This is a genomic window from Arenibacter sp. F20364 (assembly GCF_023015905.1).
GTDB lineage: Bacteria > Bacteroidota > Bacteroidia > Flavobacteriales > Flavobacteriaceae > Arenibacter.
In genome coordinates, this window is the sequence record NZ_JALKBD010000011.1 from 46,874 (window position 1) to 67,686 (window position 20,813).

16 protein-coding genes are annotated in these 20,813 nt (G+C 40.3%); 8 read left to right on the forward strand and 8 right to left on the reverse strand.

Annotation, left to right across the window (positions count from 1 at the left end):
• Nucleotides 1-171 precede the first annotated feature (171 nt).
• From MWU84_RS10930 to MWU84_RS10940, 3 genes are all read right to left on the reverse strand, one after another.
• Nucleotides 172-522: a nicotinic acid mononucleotide adenyltransferase gene (locus tag MWU84_RS10930; protein ID WP_246901518.1), complete on the reverse strand. Its 351-nt coding sequence runs from the start codon at nt 520-522 to the stop codon at nt 172-174.
• Between the two features lie 201 nt (nt 523-723).
• Nucleotides 724-2,004 carry a RagB/SusD family nutrient uptake outer membrane protein gene (locus MWU84_RS10935; protein ID WP_246901519.1) on the reverse strand — a complete coding sequence of 427 codons (1,281 nt, stop codon included), beginning with the start codon at nt 2,002-2,004 and terminating at the stop codon, nt 724-726.
• A gap of 17 nt (nt 2,005-2,021) precedes the next feature.
• Entirely contained in the window at nt 2,022-4,994 is a 2,973-nt protein-coding gene (locus MWU84_RS10940; protein WP_246901520.1) for a SusC/RagA family TonB-linked outer membrane protein, read from the reverse strand.
• 179 nt (nt 4,995-5,173) lie between these two features.
• Between MWU84_RS10940 and aspS the strand changes: the two genes are divergently transcribed.
• The 4 genes from aspS to MWU84_RS10960 all read left to right on the forward strand — a co-directional run bounded on the left by aspS (nt 5,174) and on the right by MWU84_RS10960 (nt 9,322).
• Nucleotides 5,174-6,922, forward strand: a complete 1,749-nt coding sequence (gene aspS / locus MWU84_RS10945; protein ID WP_246901521.1) for an aspartate--tRNA ligase — start codon at nt 5,174-5,176, stop codon at nt 6,920-6,922.
• A 54-nt stretch (nt 6,923-6,976) separates the two neighbouring features.
• Entirely contained in the window at nt 6,977-8,770 is a 1,794-nt protein-coding gene (locus MWU84_RS10950; protein ID WP_246901522.1) for a chloride channel protein, read from the forward strand.
• Between the two features lie 14 nt (nt 8,771-8,784).
• Nucleotides 8,785-9,036 (forward strand): hypothetical protein, encoded by a 252-nt coding sequence (locus tag MWU84_RS10955; protein ID WP_246901523.1) that lies wholly within the window; start codon nt 8,785-8,787, stop codon nt 9,034-9,036.
• A 91-nt stretch (nt 9,037-9,127) separates the two neighbouring features.
• Nucleotides 9,128-9,322: a cold-shock protein gene (locus tag MWU84_RS10960; RefSeq protein WP_246901524.1), complete on the forward strand. Its 195-nt coding sequence runs from the start codon at nt 9,128-9,130 to the stop codon at nt 9,320-9,322.
• A gap of 185 nt (nt 9,323-9,507) precedes the next feature.
• Here the strand turns inward: MWU84_RS10960 and MWU84_RS10965 are convergent, their stop codons facing one another.
• Nucleotides 9,508-9,957: a nucleoside deaminase gene (locus tag MWU84_RS10965; RefSeq protein WP_246901525.1), complete on the reverse strand. Its 450-nt coding sequence runs from the start codon at nt 9,955-9,957 to the stop codon at nt 9,508-9,510.
• A gap of 152 nt (nt 9,958-10,109) precedes the next feature.
• On the opposite strand from MWU84_RS10965, the gene MWU84_RS10970 reads away from it, so the two are divergent.
• Nucleotides 10,110-11,888, forward strand: coding sequence for a 1-deoxy-D-xylulose-5-phosphate synthase (locus MWU84_RS10970; RefSeq protein ID WP_246901621.1), 1,779 nt, complete (start codon nt 10,110-10,112; stop codon nt 11,886-11,888).
• A 1-nt stretch (nt 11,889) separates the two neighbouring features.
• On the forward strand, nt 11,890-13,017 hold the full coding sequence (locus tag MWU84_RS10975; protein ID WP_246901526.1) for a DUF3078 domain-containing protein: 1,128 nt from the start codon (nt 11,890-11,892) through the stop codon (nt 13,015-13,017).
• On the opposite strand, the gene dgt is transcribed toward MWU84_RS10975, so the two are convergent.
• On the reverse strand, nt 13,014-14,357 hold the full coding sequence (gene dgt, locus MWU84_RS10980) for a dGTP triphosphohydrolase (protein ID WP_246901527.1): 1,344 nt from the start codon (nt 14,355-14,357) through the stop codon (nt 13,014-13,016). The two genes, MWU84_RS10975 and dgt, sit on opposite strands and share 4 nt — an antisense overlap.
• A gap of 318 nt (nt 14,358-14,675) precedes the next feature.
• On the opposite strand from dgt, the gene MWU84_RS10985 reads away from it, so the two are divergent.
• Nucleotides 14,676-15,881, forward strand: coding sequence for a porin (locus MWU84_RS10985; protein WP_246901528.1), 1,206 nt, complete (start codon nt 14,676-14,678; stop codon nt 15,879-15,881).
• A gap of 75 nt (nt 15,882-15,956) precedes the next feature.
• Nucleotides 15,957-18,227: an inorganic phosphate transporter gene (locus tag MWU84_RS10990; RefSeq protein WP_246901529.1), complete on the forward strand. Its 2,271-nt coding sequence runs from the start codon at nt 15,957-15,959 to the stop codon at nt 18,225-18,227.
• A gap of 461 nt (nt 18,228-18,688) precedes the next feature.
• On the opposite strand, the gene nadD is transcribed toward MWU84_RS10990, so the two are convergent.
• The 3 genes from nadD to MWU84_RS11005 all read right to left on the reverse strand — a co-directional run bounded on the left by nadD (nt 18,689) and on the right by MWU84_RS11005 (nt 20,807).
• Nucleotides 18,689-19,276 carry a nicotinate (nicotinamide) nucleotide adenylyltransferase gene (gene nadD, locus MWU84_RS10995; RefSeq protein ID WP_246901530.1) on the reverse strand — a complete coding sequence of 196 codons (588 nt, stop codon included), beginning with the start codon at nt 19,274-19,276 and terminating at the stop codon, nt 18,689-18,691.
• A gap of 83 nt (nt 19,277-19,359) precedes the next feature.
• Entirely contained in the window at nt 19,360-19,950 is a 591-nt protein-coding gene (gene gmk, locus MWU84_RS11000; protein WP_246901531.1) for a guanylate kinase, read from the reverse strand.
• Nucleotides 19,950-20,807: a YicC/YloC family endoribonuclease gene (locus tag MWU84_RS11005; protein ID WP_246901532.1), complete on the reverse strand. Its 858-nt coding sequence runs from the start codon at nt 20,805-20,807 to the stop codon at nt 19,950-19,952. The genes gmk and MWU84_RS11005 overlap by 1 nt, the downstream gene beginning before the upstream one ends.
• Between the last annotated feature and the right edge of the window lie 6 nt (nt 20,808-20,813).

The following is a 20,813-nucleotide window of genomic DNA, read 5'->3' on the forward strand; positions in this document are numbered from 1 at the left end:
GGAATTATCGGCTCCAGAAGCCTTTAAGAAAAACTTGGCCTTTGGAAGCAATATTATGGTCTAATATCATTCTCCCTTACACGAATAATGCGCTCCAGAACGGATTCCGGCAAGATCCAAAACAAAAAAACCCGGCGATATACGCCGGGTTTCCAATTCAAAAAAAAATTATTATTTATTGACTGCCAATTGACCCACACTGTTCCATTCGGTAACATTGGCTATTTTGCTATCAACAAAATCTACTTCTTTTAATTTTTTGGCATCCCAGAAGAACCATTTTCCTGATTTCTTTCCATCGGAATATTCCCCCATAGCAATTTTCTTTCCATCTTCATCATACATTTTCCATTCCCCATGAAGTTTTCCATTAAGGAATTGACCCTCTTGGGAAACTACTCCGTTGTCATGAAAGTAAGTGGCTTTTAACATTTCACCATCTTGTTCAAATTCAGGTTTTATATCTTGTGCGTTGATTACAACTGAAAATATTAGTGCAAAAATTAGTGTTATTCCTTTCATTTTATTTGGGATTTTAAATTTATCAATAATCTCTTAACGAAATAAAGATACATATATTTTACGAAAAATAAACCTTTAGTTAACATTAAATTTACATTGAGTCGCTAAATACCTGTTTTTGAAGTATTTACAAAATAAAGAAACTCCCTGAAATAGGGAGCTTCTGTTTTAATCGATAATTTGCTACGTTACATAGCCAAATTATTGGCCCTCATTCTGTGGGATAGGAAATTGTGTTACCCTATTGTCTCCCGTCCTGTCTATTACCAACTCATCCAGTCTATCAAACCTTCTTAAATCTATCCAGCGATGACCCTCGGCAAATAAGGAATATCTTCGTTCGTACAATAGCCTGTCCTCATCCACACTGCCTGGAACAACTGGGCCAAGTCCAGCAGCATTTCTAACGACATTTATCGCCATTTCAGCTTCTCCGGGATTATCGGTCATATTAGCCTCGGCATATAAAAGAATTAGTTCCTCATTTCTGATCATGGCTACAGGATCCGTGTTGGACTCATAAATATATACATCATGGGTGCCTGGGGTTAAATCAGCAATATTAAGTGGTCCATCAGTTCTTAAAACGGCCTTATTTAACCTATTATCCCCTGCCTCCGCCGAATTAATAAAATCCGGATGTGCAATTCTAGCGTTGGCTCCGGTAGAATTAAGGGCAAAGAATAGCTGATTCAATTCATCCGAACCCGCTGCCGCAAATTGGTAATATGCCCCTAGGTACATGTCTTCCGTGAAGTCCATGAAAGAATCGTCCAAGGCACTGAGTACAAGTGAATAATTCCCTTGATAAGCCGCTACCCTAGCCGTCAAAGCCCTATTAAATTCCAAATAGGAAACCCCCAAAGTATTTGGGGAAACATCACCACCAGTAGCCAGATCCGTGGCCGCACTGTTTAACAGGTCCAAAATGGTGGTAAGTGCGGCATCGTAGCCCTCAAAACCTCCCAAATTATCAGGATCGGCTACATCCGTACGTATACCATTTTGATATAACATGTTTAATACGGTCAACAATTCATGTGCTTTTATGGTATTGGCAAACCCCCTAATAGCCCCTTTCTCGGCATCGGTAAAATCTGTTGTAGTGTTCTCCAAACCTTCCAGCAGAAGGTTACATTCCTTCACTACCGCATATCTGGCGGCGTAAGGAGTTGTAAGATAAAAGGCATTGTCATCCAATACACCTGTCATAAGATCTCCCGTCCATCTGGGATCGGAACTCTGATGTCTCCAATAATCCCTTCCGACTACAGAAATAACATCTACCTGCGTATTCAATCGATCTCTCATGTCGGCTAAAATTCCAGATACCACTTGAGGAAGTTCAGGTCTGGATACTCCTTCCGAAATAGATGCGGTTTCCGGTCCATTAAGATCTTTCCCATCTTCAATGGTACAACCAAAAACCAGCAGTCCGATCATGGTCATAAATAGAACTTTTATTTTATTTGTGATTTTCATAGTATTATTTTTAAATGTTATAGTCCAATTGACAAGTGAAACATAAATCTTTTGGACGATGGAAATGGCGCCACTTCAATTCCTATCCCTGCGGCAGCTGAACCAAAATTGGATACCTCTGGATCATAACTGTTATAATCAAAAATATTGATGATATTGTGTCCTGAAAGTCCAACTTTTACATTGGAAACATTGCCATTAAATAGTTTCTGTAACGTGTTTTCCGGAAGGTTATAATACAACCCTATCTCCCTTAATTTTAAATAAGATGCATCTTCAACAAAGGGATCGGCAAAACCCGCTCCAAATGCACTTTTTCTATAATCACCATTGTTCAAAGTTCCTGATGGGTCCAAATTCATCTCATCGTAATCGGCACTAGTGTTACCAAAATCCGAGAGCAGCCTACTAAGATTTACATTGTCTCCCCCCTTCTTCCAGTGCCAAAAAAATGACAGTGTAAAATCTTTGTACTTGAAATTATTATTGAAGGACATTTGAAAATCGGGCTCGGCATCTCCCAATGCCACAACGTTACCATTTTCGTCATTCCCAACAATCTGGGTGGCACTTTTACCTTCTTCTATCCTAAACGTTCCCAAACCGGTACCAAAACCTTGGGTATCAAAGGAAGCAACAGTCAATTTCGTTATTTCCGATCTATTTCTAAACCAAATTATACCGGAATCCCAGGAAAAATTTTCCGTGTCAAAGGCGTTTACGTTTAAACCTATTTCCGCTCCTTTATTTTCTAGGGAACCGGCATTGGCCCAACGAAAAGAGTGTCCAGAGGAAGGCTCATTATCTGCCTGAAGTATTAGGTCTTCCACTTTTTTATTATACCAAGTGAATTCCATGGTTACCCTGTTGTTAAAGAATCCTGCATCCAAACCTACTTCAAACTCCTTTTGTCTTTCAGGTTGTATAGATGGATCTCCAAGGGTTGCAGGGGTAATAATCCCTACATTACCACTTATCAAAGAATTGATGTAAGTTGTAAATAACGCCCCATTGGGAGCAAAGTTACCTGCTTCCCCGTAAGCTGCCCTCAGTTTAATCTGATTGATCGGTTCAACATTCCAAAAATCAAAGTTGTGGATATTTGCCGCCACTGAGGCTTTTGGATAGTAAAACAACTTATTTGCATCACCATTATTGGAAGACTTATCTCCTCTTATACCAAGGGTTCCAACAATTTTATCCTGGTAATTAACTTCTTCCTGAACGAAAAAACCAGCATCCTCCTGCTCCAACCTAAATTGGTCCACTTTAACATTGGCTGCCTGATCCACGTTTTGCTCCGAAGCTATTAAACCTGTTGAAGTAACCCTAACTGTATTTTGGGAGAATTGTTCATTGGTAACACCCGCTTGGGTGGTAAAGCTAAGCTCATTATCTGTCCGGAAATTATGTACCAAAAATCCCGAAAAGTTCGCATCGGTATTCTGGGTAGTACCGTCAGAGGACAAACCATCAACTCCCCCTACGGTTGGACTCATAAACTGCAACTCCCTTGGAAAAAAAACTGTGGTTTTTAGGGTATAGGTATCAACACCGGCCTTTAAAATCATTTTCAAACTTTGATTTTCATTTCTAAATAAATTAACATCCAAAGCCCCACCTGCTATTAATCGGCTTACAGATTCATTATTTGTCATGACATCACGGGTATGAATTTGATTGGAGGAATTAGCAGGGTGATCAGGATAATTACCATCCGCATCGGGAAGCAAATAGTCCCAAGGTCTAGTAAACAAAAGGGAAACACCTATAGTAGTATTGGAGTTGTCATTGTTAAAGAATCCCCTATCCGCACTGGACTTCAAGTAATTTCCGGTCAAGGATAATTTAATATCGTCTGTTATCCTATGGTCAACATTTAACCTAAGCGATTGTTTGGAAGCTCCTGTCCTCTTGACAATTCCATCTTCCTCATTATTGGTAAAACTCCCAAAAAATGAGGTCTTTTCGCCCCCACCTGAAATACTAACATTGGTATTGGTGATAAATCCTTTTTCACCATATATCACCTTCTCATAGTCCCTTAATCTTCCCGCAGATTCAGCTGCAGTATATAAGGCCCCTTCTCCATAAACACTCTCTGCCAAGGCCGCGGTCCAATTTCTTTGTCCAAGCAGGTTTACCGCCTCATTCCATCCTAATGCCTGTGAAACATTTATTTTTGTTTTCCCAGCCTTCCCTTTCTTAGTTGTAATAATAATTACACCGGCCGCTGCCCTTGATCCGTAAATTGCGGAGGCAGAAGCACCTTTAAGAATCTCGATATTTTGAATGTCGTCTGGATTAATATCTGCAATTCTGTTCGATGCATTATCCTGTGAATCGGTAGAGGAAGCCCCTCCACCTGCAGCATTGGAAATTTCGTTTAATCCCCCCGCATATACACTATTATTGTTCACATATACCCCATCTATAATATACAGTGGTTGACCCTGCCCATTAATGGAGGTTACCCCTCTTAATTTTACGGACATCCCACCCCCAGGTGCTCCGGAGGCGGCTGTAATTTGCGCACCCGCAAATTTCCCGGCCAAGGCACCGTCCAAAGTTTGAGGAGGCGTCCTCCCCGTTAACTCGTCGGCAGATACCGAAGCAACAGCATTGGCCGCATTACTTCTCTTAACCGATGTGGCCAGACCCGTTACAACAACCTCTTCCAAACCGGTTGCCGATTCGTCCAAAACCACATTTAAAGTACTTGGCCCGCTTACCTGCATTTCCTTGGAGGCATACCCCAAAGAGGAAAACACTAGCGTGGATGGAAAACTATCGACAGAAAGTTCGTAATTACCATCAAAATCCGTAGTAGTCCCCGTAGTGGTTCCTTTAATAACCACATTTACCCCAGGAAGTGGATCTCCCAGACCCGAGTCTGTTACCGTTCCTCTAACAACATCCTGAGCCAATAACAACAAAGGTGCCATTAAGAAAAATAAGAACATGTTCTTCTTAATTAATTTCTGTTTCATATTATTAAGTTTCGTTAGAATTATATACTAAAATAAGTAAGTTTTGTTAATATTCTCTAAAAAAAATTAGAATTTGACAAAATTTTGTTACACATTTTTACAATATCCTAATTGCGTATATTTTTTTCAGCTTACCCTATTACTTCTTACATTTGCCTTTTCTTAGACGATATAAAAAGATGTATAGAAGTCATAATTGCGGTGAATTGCGGGAAACCCATCAACAGGCAGAAGTAACCTTGTCAGGATGGGTACAAACAGTAAGGGACAAAGGTTTTGTGGTATGGGCCGATCTTCGGGATCGATATGGTATTACCCAGCTCATTTTTGATGAGGAACGTTCTTCCAAAGAGATTATGGAAATCGCAAAATCCTTGGGTCGCGAATTTGTAATACAGGTCCAAGGAACCGTAATTGAAAGAACTTCAAAAAACCCAAACATACCTACGGGAAATGTGGAAGTACTGGTCTCTGAGATCAAAATACTTAACAAATCCCTGGTTCCTCCGTTCACCATAGAAGACCAGACCGATGGCGGCGAAGATATCCGCATGAAATTCCGATATCTGGACATCCGTAGAAATCCTGTAAAGAACAACCTCATTTTTCGGCATAAAGTAGCCATTGAGGTTAGAAAATATCTCTCCGACCAAGGTTTTATTGAAGTGGAAACACCTTATTTAATAAAATCTACCCCGGAGGGTGCCCGAGATTTTGTAGTTCCAAGCAGAATGAACGAAGGCCAGTTCTATGCCTTGCCACAATCGCCCCAAACATTTAAACAGTTGTTAATGGTCGGGGGGATGGACAAGTACTTTCAGATCGTTAAATGCTTTAGGGATGAAGACCTTAGGGCGGACCGGCAACCGGAATTTACACAAATCGACTGTGAAATGGCCTTTGTGGAACAGGAAGATATTTTAAATGTTTTTGAAGGACTGACCAGGCATTTGTTAAAAGAAATAAAAGGGGTCTCCATAGACAAGTTCCCTAGAATGACTTTTGATGAGGCCATGAAAAAATATGGTAACGATAAACCGGATATCCGTTTTGGAATGGAATTCGGCGAACTCAATGCCGTTGTGCAACATAAGGATTTTGGAATATTCAACGAAGCCGAGCTTGTAGTGGGTATCGCCATCCCTGGGGGAGCAGCCTATACTAGAAAAGAAATTGACGCGCTTGTAGACTGGGTACGCCGGCCACAAATAGGGGCCAAAGGAATGGTCTATGCCAAATATAACGAGGACGGCTCCTTCAAATCTTCGGTAGACAAATTCTACGATCAGGGAGATCTTACAAAATGGGCAGAAGCCACCAGAGCAAAGGCAGGGGACTTAATCTGCGTTCTATCCGGTGATACCAATAAAACCAGGGCACAATTAAGTGCTCTTAGAATGGAAATAGCCCAGCGTTTAGGGTTGCGTAAAAAAGATGAGTTCGCTCCGCTTTGGGTCATAGATTTTCCGTTATTGGAACTGGACGAGGAAACAGGTCATTACCATGCCATGCACCATCCGTTCACGTCCCCCAAGCCAGGACAGTTGGAGTTATTGGATACCGATCCAGGAGCTGTAAAGGCCAACGCCTATGATTTGGTGTTGAACGGCAATGAAATTGGAGGGGGTTCCATACGTATTCACGATAAGCAAATACAGGCTACCATGTTCAGACATCTTGGCTTTAGTGCGGAGGAAGCAAAGGCTCAATTTGGCTTCTTAATGGATGCCTTTCAATACGGGGCACCTCCCCATGGTGGTTTGGCATTTGGGCTGGATAGGTTGGTGGCCATTTTAGGTGGTCAGGAAACTATAAGGGATTTTATTGCTTTTCCAAAAAACAACAGTGGTCGCGATGTCATGATCGATGCCCCCGCCCCCATTGACAGTTCTCAGTTGCAGGAACTTCACCTAAAATTGGATTTATAATCTTATCTTTAAAATCCTGCAGTGTTCTAACGCTGCAGGATTTTTTTCAGAATCATGGCTGCACTAAAAAAATCCTGGCTGAACAATTTTTTGGTTTGGCGCGCAAAACATATCTCCCAAACGCAATTTACTCACCTGCTCAGTATTTTGGTAGGCTTTACTTCTGGGATAGCTGCCGTTGTCCTTAAGAACCTCACCCACTTTTTCCAACATTTATTGGAAGGCAATTTGGTAAGGTATTACCACACTGCATTTTACTTCGTTTTCCCTATAATTGGCCTTACCCTTGTTTATTTGATCATTAAATACGTCATCCGCAACAAGGTGAGCCACGGCATACCATCAACCCTTTTTGCGATTTCCAAAAAAAAGGGAATCATGCGCAAATATCAGATGTTCGGGTCCATTTTAACAGCTCCCATTACCGTTGGCTTCGGGGGATCGGTAGGTCTGGAAGGCCCAACTGTGGCCACTGGGGCAGCAATAAGTTCCAATATTTCCAGAATGTTCCACGTTAACCAGACTACAAGGAACTTACTTATTGGATGTGCTGCGGCAGGAGCCATGTCCTCCATATTCAAAGCCCCTATTGCCGCCATCATTTTTGCCATTGAAGTATTTAGCCTGGATCTAACAATCGCCTCCATGCTGCCCTTGCTTCTAGCTTCCCTTTCAGGAATCATTACGTCCTACTTTTTCTTTGGAAGCGATATACTCTTGCCCTTTAAAATTGAGGACGATTTTATAATATCCGACATTCCCTTCTTCATCATACTGGGATTATTTGCGGGATTGACTTCCATTTATTTCACGGAAGTATATGAACGGACCCAAAAAATATTCGACAAAATAGCTTCCCCAATCAAAAGGTTGCTCTATGGGGGAATTGCCATAGGTATTCTGGTATATTTGGTACCCCCACTCTACGGGGAAGGTTTTGATGTTATCAACAACCTCATCTTAGGCCACCCAGAAAAGGTATTGGAAAACAATATTTTTCATTTAGACCTTGCCAATGTATGGGTAGTAATTGGGCTGCTTGCCGGATTGGTTTTTTTCAAAATCATAGCCTGTACCCTGACCTTCGGTGCAGGGGGAGTTGGGGGAATCTTTGCCCCAACACTATTTATGGGCAGCATAATGGGCAATTGCATTGCCAAAGTAATTAACAGTATTGGAATCTTTCCCAATCAAATTTCTGAAAGTAATTTTACCTTGGTAGGTATGGCGGGTCTTATGGCTGGGGTACTCCACGCTCCCCTTACCGCAATATTCCTTATAGCCGAAGTAACCGGGGGTTATGAATTGTTTATTCCACTTATGATCACCTCTGCCATCTCGTTTTCCATAACCAAATACGTGCACCCACATTCTGTCTACAACATGGAATTGGGCAGGAAAGGGGAATTAATAACTCATGATAAGGACCATGCCGTACTGACCTTAATGGATATTGATAAAGTTATTGAAAACAACTTTGTCCCTATTTATCCTGAAATGAACTTAGGACAAATTGTACACCAGGCGGTCGTAAAATCCAATAGAAATATATTTCCTGTAATTGACAAGGAAGACAACACCCTTTTAGGGATTATTTTATTGGATGACATACGCCCTATTATGTTCGATCAGAAATTGTACAAGGAAGTGAAGGCAGTAGATGTAATGAACACTCCCCCGGAAATTATTGAATTGGACAAAGATAAAATGACGGATATAATGGAGAAGTTTCAAAGTAGCGGAGCATGGAACCTACCAGTTATTAAAGATGAAAAGTATGTTGGTTTTATCTCCAAGTCCAAGCTTTTGACCGCCTATAGAAGAAAATTGATAAATTTAACCTCATAAAACCCCTGTTGAGAATGAAGTATCTTATTTCTTTAATTCTTTTAGCTTCCTTAGCTTCCATCATTTACGGCTTTAGCATAAATGATGAAGATTTGGCCCTATCCAATAAATGCATCGGTTTTGGTACGGTCGGAATATTTTTGGTGGCCATGCCCCTATTTCTTATCAAGGTCAGTAAAGGCAAAAAAATGAAGGATTATATGCTTACCGAGGAAAACATCAGAAAAATGCAGGGAAAGGAAAAGGAAACTACTGACAACCAGTAATTTTCGTATTTTTTTAAATTGATTATATTCAATTTTGCCCAAAAAAACATAAATTAGTAATCTAAACGATTATTATTTTAATTTCATTGCAATGACTGGAACAGTAAAATTTTTTAATGAATCCAAGGGATATGGCTTCATAACCAACGACGACACCGGTAAGGACATTTTTGTTCATGCTACTGCATTAAACGGAACTGAACTTAACGAAGGAGACAAAGTAGAATACCATGAAGAAGAAGGGCGTAAAGGAATAGTTGCTGCTCAAGTGCAGGTAATTGGCTAACATTATTCTATTTTTTAAACAGAATTTTAAACCCTTGGTCCAACGCTGGGGGTTTTTGCTTTCTAACAACAATTCAACACCCTATCTACCTTTCCAACACTATTAAACCGTCTGCCCCACTCCCATAAGTAGTGCTTTTTTGGCCTTTTATCAATTCCGATTTGGCAAGTTCAGAAGGCCCCCTTCTAATTCAAGTTGCGCTTCTGAATAAAAAAACGCTTCAATATTTCAGATGCTTCTTCCTCCAAAATCCCACTCACCAATTCGGTCTTGGGATGTATTTTAGTTCCCATGGCCGTAAAGCCCCTATCCAAATCCTTGGCCCCATAGACAATTTTGGAAATTTGGCTCCAATAAAGGGCCCCCGCACACATTTGACATGGCTCCAGGGTTACATAAAGGGTACAATTATGAAGATATTTCCCTCCCAAAAAATTGGCTGCTGCCGTTATGGCCTGCATTTCGGCATGGGCAGTAACATCCTTCAAAAGCTCAGTTAGATTATGTGCCCTTGCAATAATTCTATTCTCAACAACAATAATGGCCCCAACAGGCACCTCTCCTTTTTCAAAAGCCGCTTCCGCCTCCTGTAAAGCCTTTTTCATAAAATAAGTGTCATCAAAAGGATTGATCATACCTAACAATTTAAGCCACAATAGTAAACAATATTGGTGAAGGGTCAAAAAAATTACCATTTGTTTAAAATATTCTGAAAAACCTATAATCAGACACTAAAAAACACAACATTCAATGCTTAAATACATTAGTTTTGCATAACATTTTTAGTATGCCCAAGGGAATTCTACAACATATTAACGGCCCTGAGGATATTCGAACCTTAGAAAAAGTCGATTTAATACATCTTGCCCAAGAATTAAGGGAATTTATAATAGACATTGTAGCCACCAAAGAAGGACATTTGGGGGCCAGCTTGGGCGTTGTGGAACTAACGATAGCCCTGCACTATGTATTTAACACGCCTAATGACAAGCTAATTTGGGATGTTGGACATCAGGCATACGGACATAAGATATTGACGGGACGTAGGGACATATTCCATACCAATAGACAATTGGGAGGAATAAGTGGATTCCCAAAACGCGCAGAAAGTCCCTATGACAATTTTGGCACCGGACATAGTTCAACCTCCATTTCAGCAATCTTGGGCATGGCTTTGGCCTCGCAAATAAAGGGCGCAATGAATATTCAGCACATTGCCGTCATTGGTGATGCCTCTATAGCCAGTGGTATGGCTTTTGAAGCACTTAACCATGCTGGTGACACCAATGCCAATATCCTTATTATCCTAAATGACAACGCCATAGGGATTGACCCCAGTGTAGGTGCCTTGAAAAAATACCTTACCAATGTTAAAAAAGGTACGGCCAAGGACGAGAACATATTTGAATGTCTAAATTTTAACTATTGGGGCCCAATAGATGGCCACGATTTGGTTTCCCTATTAAATGAGCTGAATAGTTTAAAGGACATAGAAGGCCCTAAATTGCTGCATATTATAACCACTAAGGGAAAAGGGCTCAAAAAAGCCGAGGAAAACCAAGTAGTCTATCACGCTCCTGGAAAATTTAATAAGGAAACCGGCGACCTTTGGCCCAAAGCCTCCGAAAAACAACCTCCAAAATATCAGGATGTTTTTGGACATACTCTCGTAGAACTAGCCAAGAAGAATAAAAATATAGTGGGCATAACCCCAGCCATGCCTACTGGAAGCTCCCTTAAATATATGATGGAACAAATCCCTGAGAGGGCATTTGACGTTGGCATTGCGGAGCAACATGCGGTTACCCTGGCCGGTGGAATGGCCACAGAAGGCTTGGTTCCTTTTTGCAATATCTACTCTACTTTTTTACAACGTGCCTATGACCAGATTATCCATGATGTAGCACTGCAGAATCTTCCTGTTATTTTCTGTTTGGATCGTGCAGGTATTGTTGGACAGGACGGCGCAACCCATCACGGAATTTATGATATGGCTTATTTACGGTGTATTCCAAATCTTATTATTTTTGCGCCCTTGAACGAAATAGAGCTCAGGGATATCATGTATACGGCACAATTAGGCTTGGGGCAACCCATAGCCATAAGGTATCCTAGAGGAAGAGGAGTTACACTGGATTGGAAACAACAATTTAATAAAATTTCGATAGGAATATCCCAAGAATTAAAAAAAGGAACGAAAATTGCGGTACTTTCGATCGGCCATATTGGGAATATGGTCAAGGATTTACTAAAAGACGTAGATGACAGGGGTCAAATTGGCCATTACAATATGCGTTTTGTAAAACCTTTGGACAAGATGATGTTACACAAAGTTTTCTCCACCTATGAGAACGTCATCACCATTGAGGATGGCTGTAAAATAGGGGGGTTTGGAAGTGCAATTTTGGAATATGCCAACGAGATCCATAGTTTTGTCCCTTTAAAGATTTTTGGCATTGAAGATGCTTTTATAGAGCAGGGAACCGTTGAAGAGCTCCATAAAATAGCTAAAATAGATATATCGACCTTAAAAAACTATATTAACAACCTCTTGAATACTGATTAGTATGTACGGTAAAATTTTCATTATTGTCCTTCTGTTTCTAAATTTTAATTTTTTATTTGCCCAAGACACTATTCCTGCTCCGCAAACTCCGGATTCTACCCAGGTAGATTCAATGCGTGTCGACTCTATGCGTATAGATACCATAGTAATACGCACCCTGCAGGACAAAATAAAGTATATTCCACGGGGGGCAGACCTTACCAATCCCGTTGTTTCCTTTAAGCGAACCAAACCTTTGGAAGAAAAATACAACCGTTTCAGTATTCCTTCCTTTTGGGAAAAGGAGAACAAACTTGGATTTAATTTTAGTGAGGTAGCCTTTGTAAATTGGAATGCAGGGGGAAACAATTCCATTTCCGGTTTGGCCAGTGCCAAATTTGTTCGAAATTATAAATTTAGATACGTTCAACTAAACAACAACTTGGACATACGATATGGCCTTAATGCCCAGGAAGGATTTAAATTAAGAAAATCGGATGATGCGCTTCGGTTTTCCTCCACCTTTGCTTTTAGAAGGGATACGATCAGCAATTGGTATTATTCTGCCAGCGCAGAATTTAGAACCCAGTTTTCCAATGGTTACAAATACCCTAATAGGGATAAACCCATTTCCAGATTTATGGCTCCCGGTTATGCCCTCTTGGGTGCTGGTACCTCCTATATTCCAGAAGGCAAAAAATTTAACTTGCGTTTAGCCCCCCTTACCTTCAAATCTACCTTTGTGCTGGACCAAACCTTGGCCAACAACGGTGCCTTTGGGGTGCAAAAAGCTCTCTTAGATACCGATGGAAATATAATAAAGGAGGGCGAAAACGTTTATTTGGAATTTGGTTTTTTGGTCTCAAACACTTGGGAAACCATGGTTTATGAAAATGTAAAATTAAATCATCGGCTACAGCTATACTCAGACTATGTAAACAATTTTGGAAACATTGACGTGGACTGGGAAGTAAACGTGGACTTAACCGTAAACAAATATGTCAAGGCCTCAATAGGCACCCATGTCCTATATGACCACGACATTATTTTCGACGAGGTTAAAGCTGCCGACGGTACCATTACAACCCCCGGAAAGCGTAAAGTACAATTTAAACAATTGCTGGGCGTTGGTCTGGTCTATGATTTTTAGAGCTGCTTACCCATAATCTTATTGTGGATATGTACCGCAGCACTATCCGATAAACTGGCCACATAACAGCAGGTATTCAAGAGTATGGAGTATGTAGAACCTGTTGTTTCCCTATAAGGTTCGGGCAAAGTGGAAATCATTAGTCGGTCATAATTGGAACTGTCCCCTTCCTTTTTCCTGATCAATGCTGTGGTATACACATCCAAAATGTCCGAGATAATCCTATACCCGGCTATTTCTTTTTCCAAAACTTCTTGGGACCTGTATATTTTCTGCACGCTTAGTGTAATAATGTCTTCTATCTGGGCCTTGAACTTACTTTTATCCATCAAAGAGACTGAAAATTCGCCTTTTAAGATATCCTCTTCATTATCAATAAAAATACTAATGGCATCCGTAATCAAGGTGTTGATTGCCAAAGCCCGTAAGTAGCTCAGACGATCTTCCATATAGATCAGATTATTATACTTTTTTATGTTGATACTGTCCTTGACCAACTTTATTAGATACTCCAAAGCATAATCCTCAGAAATAAGTCCTAAATTGATTCCGTCCTCAAAATCGATAATGGTATAACAAATATCGTCCGCAGCCTCCACCAAGAAAGTTAGTGGATGTCTGCAAAAACCAATATCATTGCCCTTTCCCCTTGATGCCAGTCCCAGTTCATCGGCTACTTTCCCAAAAGAAGCCACATCCTGCTGAAAAAATCCAAATTTCTTATCGGCGATATGCTTGGTAGGCTTTTTGGGCAAGGATTCCTTTGGGTACTTCATAAAAGCGCCCAAGGTGGCGTAACTAAGTCGTAACCCCCCTTCAACGCCCTGACGGGTCTCTGTTAGTAATCTATAGCCATTGGCATTGCCTTCAAAATCTATAATATCCTGATACTCCTTTAGGGTCAAGGCCGTTTCAAATTGTTTGCCATTACCTGTTTTAAAGTATTCCCCAATGGCCTTCTCCCCACTATGCCCAAAGGGTGGATTTCCTATATCATGAGCCAAAGCAGCGGCCGCTACTATGGCACCAAAATCATTAAATTTATACCCATGTACCTCGCTGAGATAAGGATGCTTTTCCAAAATTTTCTGCCCGGCTATCCTTCCCAAGCTCCTTCCCACCACTGAAACCTCCAAGCTATGGGTCAGGCGGGTATGTACAAAATCGGTTTTGGAAAGGGGTATTACCTGGGTCTTGTCCTGAAGGCTCCTAAAGGCAGCAGAAAATATCACCCTGTCGTAATCCACTTCAAAACCCAATCGGGTTTCATCCTGTTCTTTTCTTATTCTTTTGTGGGTATCCCCAAAGCGCTTTAAGGATAAAAGCTGTTCCCAATTCATAGTCTTTATTTAACGGCAGCAAGATACATTTTTAGCCATTCAACACATAATAAAACTGTTTTCCACTGCAAACTGAACCTGTATAACTTAATTTAACAATAAATTAAACTTAAGGTTACCCTTTATAATTTGCTATTCCCCATCTTCGCCTTTGTCTTTAGACTTTTTTGGTTTCATTCATATAAATTAGTTTTTGTCGACTATTGATTTGAAATCTTATGCTACCTCTGGCCAAGGTAGCTTTTTCTTTTTATGTAAAATTCTTTCACAACTCCCAATAAGTTTGGTACTTTGTGCCCCGACAAAAACTAATTAACAATGACAATGAAATGTTTAGCCCTAGGGCTAATGCTGTGCACATTTTCTATCTCGTTTTCCCAAGAAACCAATGCTCCTGAATTTGGCAAAGGCCTTTTTAATTTAATGGGCAAAGACAGTACTTGGAGTGCTAATATTGGCACTAGAATACAGCTATTAAGCAGCGCTACTTGGATTGAAAATTCGAACGGTGATTATACAGACCCCACATTCAACACGCTTATTAGGAGGGCCCGGTTGAAATTTGATGGCTTTGTCTATTCGCCAAAACTTGCCTACAAAATTGAATTGGGGTTATCCAATAGAGATCTTTCCGGGGCTTCACAGTATACCAGTGACGCGCCAAGATATATTCTGGATGCGGTAGTAATGTGGAATTTCTATCAAAATTTCACCCTTTGGGTCGGTCAAACCAAACTCCCTGGCAATATAGAACGCGTTATTTCCTCCGGTAACCTACAAATGGTAGATCGCTCCCTATTAAATAGTCAATTCACCCTAGATCGTGATATTGGACTACAACTTAGACATCATACACAACTAACGCATACCTTTTTAATAAGGGAAATTATCGCCATTTCCCAAGGGGAAGGTAGAAATATAACCACAGGAAATTTAGGGGGACATCAATACAGTGGAAGGCTGGAACTACTCCCTTTCGGTGAATTTAAGGGCAACGGCGACTACAGCGGCGGCGATTTAAAAAGGGAAAAATCCCCAAAGCTATTATTGGCAACGACCTATGACCTAAACCACAAGGCAGTAAAGACCAGAGGTAGCCAAGGGACCTATATGGTCACAGATTTTGGTTTTCACAAAACCAATATCAGCACCTTATTTTTGGATGCCATGTTCAAATACGACGGATTCTCCTTCATGGCAGAATATGCCAAAAGAAATGCCGATGACCCCTTTGCCAAGAATGCCGATGGATCCCTGACCGGAGAAGTGGTACAGGTAGGAAATGGATTGAACCTACAAACCGGATATCTTTTTAACAATAATTGGGAGGTTTCTGGGAGATATACCAAGATAAAATTGGATGAAAATATCACTGGTCAAAACCCAGAAAACCAATACAGCTTAGGGCTTTCCAAATATCTTGTAGGCCACAAATTAAAGGTGCAAACGGATATTAGTTACCTGTCTGTAGGGAACGACCCTAATGAATTGATGTTTAGACTACAAATGGACGTACATTTTTAGTAAAAATATAACCTTAAGATAACGTTACGAACAAAGAGACTTTAGATATTTGCAAACTATTTTTTTTATAAGATAATGGACAATTTATATTTATTAATGATTATTGCCCTTGCCTTCCTGGCAATAGCAGATTTAGTAGTCGGGGTTAGTAATGACGCGGTGAACTTTTTAAATTCGGCAATTGGTTCCAAAGCCATTTCGTTTAGGACTATTATGATCGTGGCCAGTTTGGGTATCGCAGTAGGCGCAATTTTTTCAAGTGGCATGATGGAGGTGGCCAGAAAGGGAATCTTTAATCCCGGCGAGTTCATGTTCAGTGAGATCATGATTATTTTTATGGCCGTAATGATAACGGATATCCTTCTATTGGATTTTTTCAATACCGTTGGGATGCCGACCTCAACTACGGTATCCATAGTTTTTGAGCTATTGGGAGCCTCAGTTGCCATGTCCTTCATTAAAATTGTATCAGGTGGGGGCGATTATATTGAAATATATAATTATATAAATACCTCAAAGGCTACTGAAATAATTTTGGGGATACTGCTATCGGTGGTTATTGCATTTTCCATTGGGGCCTTGGTACAATATCTGTCGCGCATTCTACTTTCATTCGACTTTAGAAAAAAAGCTAAGATTATAGGGGCCGTATTCGGAGGTTTTGCATTGACCGCGATCACCTATTTTATTTTAATAAAAGGTTTAAAAGGAGCCACCTTTGTCAGTGATGCCGCATTGGACATAATTCAAAACAACACTGGAACCATTGTAATAGGAAGTCTTGTTCTTTGGACCCTTGTATCATATATTATTTCGGCCATTCTTAAATATGATGTTTATAAGCTCATCATCATTGTAGGTACCTTTGCACTGGCATTGGCTTTTGCAGGGAACGACCTTGTTAATTTTATTGGAGTTCCCATTGCAGCTTGGCAATCCTTTGAAGCTTGGCAGGCTTCCGGAATTCCTCCTACCGAATTTAACATGTCCGTGCTTGCCGAAAAAGTTGCCACACCTACCGCATTGTTGTTCGTATCGGGAATGATTATGGTGCTTACCCTGTGGTTTTCCAAAAAAGCCCGCTATGTAACCCAAACAGAGATAAATCTTTCCAGGGAAGGGGAATCAAAGGAACGCTTTCAGCCCAATTTTCTGTCCAGGGGCATCGTGAGATCGGCTGTACTTTTGAATACGGTAGCTACATCACTTATACCAAAATCATTGCAAGAAAAAATTGATGACAATTTTAAAAAACCTATAATTGCGTTGTCAAAGGATAAAACCTTCGAATTGCCTGCTTTTGATATGGTTAGGGCCTCTGTAAACCTAATGGTTGCGGGTGTATTGATTTCCCTGGCCACATCCTATAAATTGCCTTTATCCACCACCTATGTAACCTTTATGGTGGCTATGGGTACTTCCTTGGCCGATAGGGCATGGGGTGCCGAAAGTGCCGTATACCGCGTTGCAGGAGTATTGAACGTTATCGGCGGCTGGTTCTTCACGGCCATTATCGCCTTTGTTTCTGCTGCAGTTATTGTTTCCCTTATCAATATCCATGTACCCTCCATGGTAGCCGTTCTTTTATTGATCGCCGTGCTATTATTGGTAAGAAATTATATTTCCCATACTAAAAAATCCAAGGAAATAAAGGCAGAAGACAGCTTAAGAAAGGCTGAAAGCAGCTCTATCCAAGGGGTAATAGAGGAGAGCGCCGACAATATTTCCAACGTTGCAAAAAGAAGCAATAAAATATACACTAACATCATAGATGGCCTTGCCAAACAAGATTTGGAACTTCTTAAAAAGAATAGGAAAGGTGTAGGCAAACTTTCCGATGAAATAGATGAATTAAGGGACCACATTTTCTATTTTATTAAAAATTTGGATGAAGCCAGTATAGGTGCCAGTAATTTGTATATCAACATTTTGGGATATTTGCAGGATATGGCCCAATCCCTGGAATATTTAAATAAGATTAGCCATAAACACATCCACAATAACCACAAAAAATTAAAATACAATCAGATTAAGGAGCTAAAGGAGATAGATCTTGAATTACAGAAATTGTTAAGTGCAACAAAATCAACATTTGGCAATAGATCTTTCGAGCAAATAAGCGAAATATTTGCGAGCAAACAAGGCCTTCTGGATATGGTTTCCCAAAAAATAGAAAAACAGATTGCCAGAACCCGCAATGAAGAATCAAGTCCAAAAAATACCACTTTGTACTTTACCTTTCTTCTAGAGACCAAAGATTTTATCAATGCTACCATGAACCTTCTGGAGCTGTATTATAATGAACACGACAGCACGGTTGAGCCCGCAAAGTTAGAGGTTGAATAATTGGAATAATGGGCATGGAACTTCTACAAAAAGCCATGGCATATTACGGGTCCCAATAACAATGGGAACTCCTTTAAAGGAGATTTGAAGAAAGTATGGCTCGCCTAAGCGGTATTATAAAATAGCCATCATGCTCTAAAACTTAAATTTTTCGGTCTTTTGGCACCCCTTGTGGGGGCAGAACCAAAAGGCCGAAAATTCAATTAATTTGCCCTGGCCCCAATGGAAATAAATAATTGAATCTTCTCAATTGGAGAGAGTTAAAATTATCGGATTTCCAATTTGGCCCAACACTATATCTAAATAGAGCCCATTCCCGAAAGGGGACAAAAAATTAGTTTCATTACCAATGATGGTTTTGGCTTCTTTTTAAATTTAATAAGCCACTAGGAAGGCGACATCTGGGAACGAGCAGTTGACAAAATTAGGGAAGGATATTTTGAGTAAAACCTCGCATTGCCCTATCTATAAAAATTCATTTCATCCAAATATTTCCAGACCCTCTCCGGAAGCAGAGGTCTAATATTTTTACCCAATTTATGCTGCGCCCTTATAAAAGTTGAGGATATTTCCATGATAGGAGCAGCAACGTATTGAATTTTGGGATGATCATTAAATTGATGTACCACTTCTCCTTCAGAAATCCTTGGGTAGACATAAATAGTATGGTTTTCCAGAATTACTTCATAGTTCTTCCATTTATGCAGCCCCTTTAAATTGTCCTCCCCCATGATTAAACAGAAATTGTGTTTGTCATCATATTTTTCCTGTAAATAAGCAAGGGTATTCACCGTATAATTGGGCTGGGGAAGATCAAACTCTATCTTGCTCGGTTTTAATTTGGGATAATCCAAGGTGGCCTCGGCTACCAACTGATAGCGATGATGATTGTCCAGTAGGCTTTTTTTGGTTTTAAATGGACTTTGTGGCGTTACCACAAACCAAACCTCATCCAAATCCGAAAATTCCACCATATGATTGGCAATCACCAAATGTCCTATATGGATCGGATTGAAAGTACCGAAATAAAGTCCTATTTTTTTATTCATAAGAAACTTGATTCAGTATCTATTTTTAATGAAATATTCCAGAGTTAATTTCGTAGGGCATACCTTGACCCATCCTTTACTTACTATATCTTATTCTTGATTTCAGCCCCAACAAACTCTGCTACCAACCTATGTGCCTCCTCCAGAGCGGTGTCCAAGTCGTAATTTTTGATGACCGTATCAAATTGGGGGGCTGTGGCCAACTCTACCGAAGCTTTGGCAATCCGCATATTTATCTTGTCCTCGGATTCGGTGCTGCGCTTCTTCAACCTTATCTTAAGTTCGTCTACACTAGGCGGCTTCACAAAAACGGCAAGGGTCTGGTCCGGAAACTTCTTTTTTATCCGCAAACCTCCTACCACATCTATGTCAAAAATTACATTCTTGCCCTCGGACCATAAGCGGTCTACCTCACTTTTTAAAGTCCCATAGAAATTATCCCTATAGACTTCCTCCCATTCCAGAAAATCATCTTCCTTAATATGTTTCTTAAATTCGGATAAGGACATAAAATAATAGTGCTCTCCGTGCTTTTCCTTACCACGTCTTGGCCTGGAGGTAGCAGAAATGGAAAATGCCAAATTGAGCTCCGGTTGATTTAATAAATGTTTTACTATAGTTGTTTTTCCACTACCTGAAGGGGCAGAAAAAATAATTAGCTTTCCTCCTTTCATTATAAAACGTTAAGCATTTGTTCCTTAATCTTTTCCAATTCGTCTTTCATCTGCACCACCAACTGCTGCATAGGCGCAAAATTTGCCTTGGAACCAATGGTATTGATTTCCCTTCCTATTTCTTGGCTAATGAATCCCAGTTTCTTACCGTTGGATTCATCGGATTTCAGCGTAGCGGCAAAATAATCCAAGTGATTTAGCAAACGGACTTTTTCTTCTGTGATATCATACTTCTCCAAATAATAGATCAGCTCTTGTTCAAATCGATTTGTATCCAGATCGGCTTTTAAGTCTGCCACAGCTTTTTCCAAGCGCTCCCTGATCGTTAAGAGCCTTTCGGAATCCATTATAGCAACCTTTTCCAATAAACCCTTTAAAACGCTTATTCTGGCCTCAAAATCGGATTCCAAAACCTTTCCTTCCTCCGTTCTAAAAATATTTATTTCCTTTAAGGCTTTCTCTAGGGATTCCTTTATAACATTATATTCCTCTTCATCAATGTCCTCCCGTTCTGTTTTCATGGCATCTGGCATGCGCATGGCAATTTCCAACAGTCCCATTTCATTCCCTGAAACGATATGCCCCAATTGTTTCATATACTGTCTTACCACCACTTCATTGACCTCCGAAGAGGTTTCGGTGCCCGTATTTTCAATATATAGTCCAAAATCTACCTTGCCCCTTACCAAGGAGCTGGCAATTGTCCTGCGCAATTCCAATTCCTTTTCCCTATAGGTGGAAGGTATCCGGGCATTTAAATCGAGACTTTTACTGTTGAGTGATTTAATTTCAATGGTAATTTTTTTAGAAGGAAGTTGAATTACATGCTTCCCGAACCCTGTCATAGATTGGATCATAAATTG

Coding starts and splice junctions, on each gene's coding strand:
- MWU84_RS10990 (WP_246901529.1), top strand. CDS start 15,957: ATGGACAATTTATATTTATTAATGATTATTGCCCTTGCCTTCCTGGCA.
- MWU84_RS10970 (WP_246901621.1), top strand. CDS start 10,110: ATGCCCAAGGGAATTCTACAACATATTAACGGCCCTGAGGATATTCGA.
- MWU84_RS10950 (WP_246901522.1), top strand. CDS start 6,977: ATGGCTGCACTAAAAAAATCCTGGCTGAACAATTTTTTGGTTTGGCGC.
- gmk (WP_246901531.1), bottom strand. CDS start 19,950: ATGAAAGGAGGAAAGCTAATTATTTTTTCTGCCCCTTCAGGTAGTGGA.
- MWU84_RS10985 (WP_246901528.1), top strand. CDS start 14,676: ATGACAATGAAATGTTTAGCCCTAGGGCTAATGCTGTGCACATTTTCT.
- MWU84_RS10935 (WP_246901519.1), bottom strand. CDS start 2,004: ATGAAAATCACAAATAAAATAAAAGTTCTATTTATGACCATGATCGGA.
- aspS (WP_246901521.1), top strand. CDS start 5,174: ATGTATAGAAGTCATAATTGCGGTGAATTGCGGGAAACCCATCAACAG.
- nadD (WP_246901530.1), bottom strand. CDS start 19,276: ATGAATAAAAAAATAGGACTTTATTTCGGTACTTTCAATCCGATCCAT.
- MWU84_RS10940 (WP_246901520.1), bottom strand. CDS start 4,994: ATGAAACAGAAATTAATTAAGAAGAACATGTTCTTATTTTTCTTAATG.
- MWU84_RS10930 (WP_246901518.1), bottom strand. CDS start 522: ATGAAAGGAATAACACTAATTTTTGCACTAATATTTTCAGTTGTAATC.
- MWU84_RS10975 (WP_246901526.1), top strand. CDS start 11,890: ATGTACGGTAAAATTTTCATTATTGTCCTTCTGTTTCTAAATTTTAAT.
- MWU84_RS11005 (WP_246901532.1), bottom strand. CDS start 20,807: ATGATCCAATCTATGACAGGGTTCGGGAAGCATGTAATTCAACTTCCT.
- MWU84_RS10955 (WP_246901523.1), top strand. CDS start 8,785: ATGAAGTATCTTATTTCTTTAATTCTTTTAGCTTCCTTAGCTTCCATC.
- MWU84_RS10965 (WP_246901525.1), bottom strand. CDS start 9,957: ATGATCAATCCTTTTGATGACACTTATTTTATGAAAAAGGCTTTACAG.
- dgt (WP_246901527.1), bottom strand. CDS start 14,357: ATGAATTGGGAACAGCTTTTATCCTTAAAGCGCTTTGGGGATACCCAC.
- MWU84_RS10960 (WP_246901524.1), top strand. CDS start 9,128: ATGACTGGAACAGTAAAATTTTTTAATGAATCCAAGGGATATGGCTTC.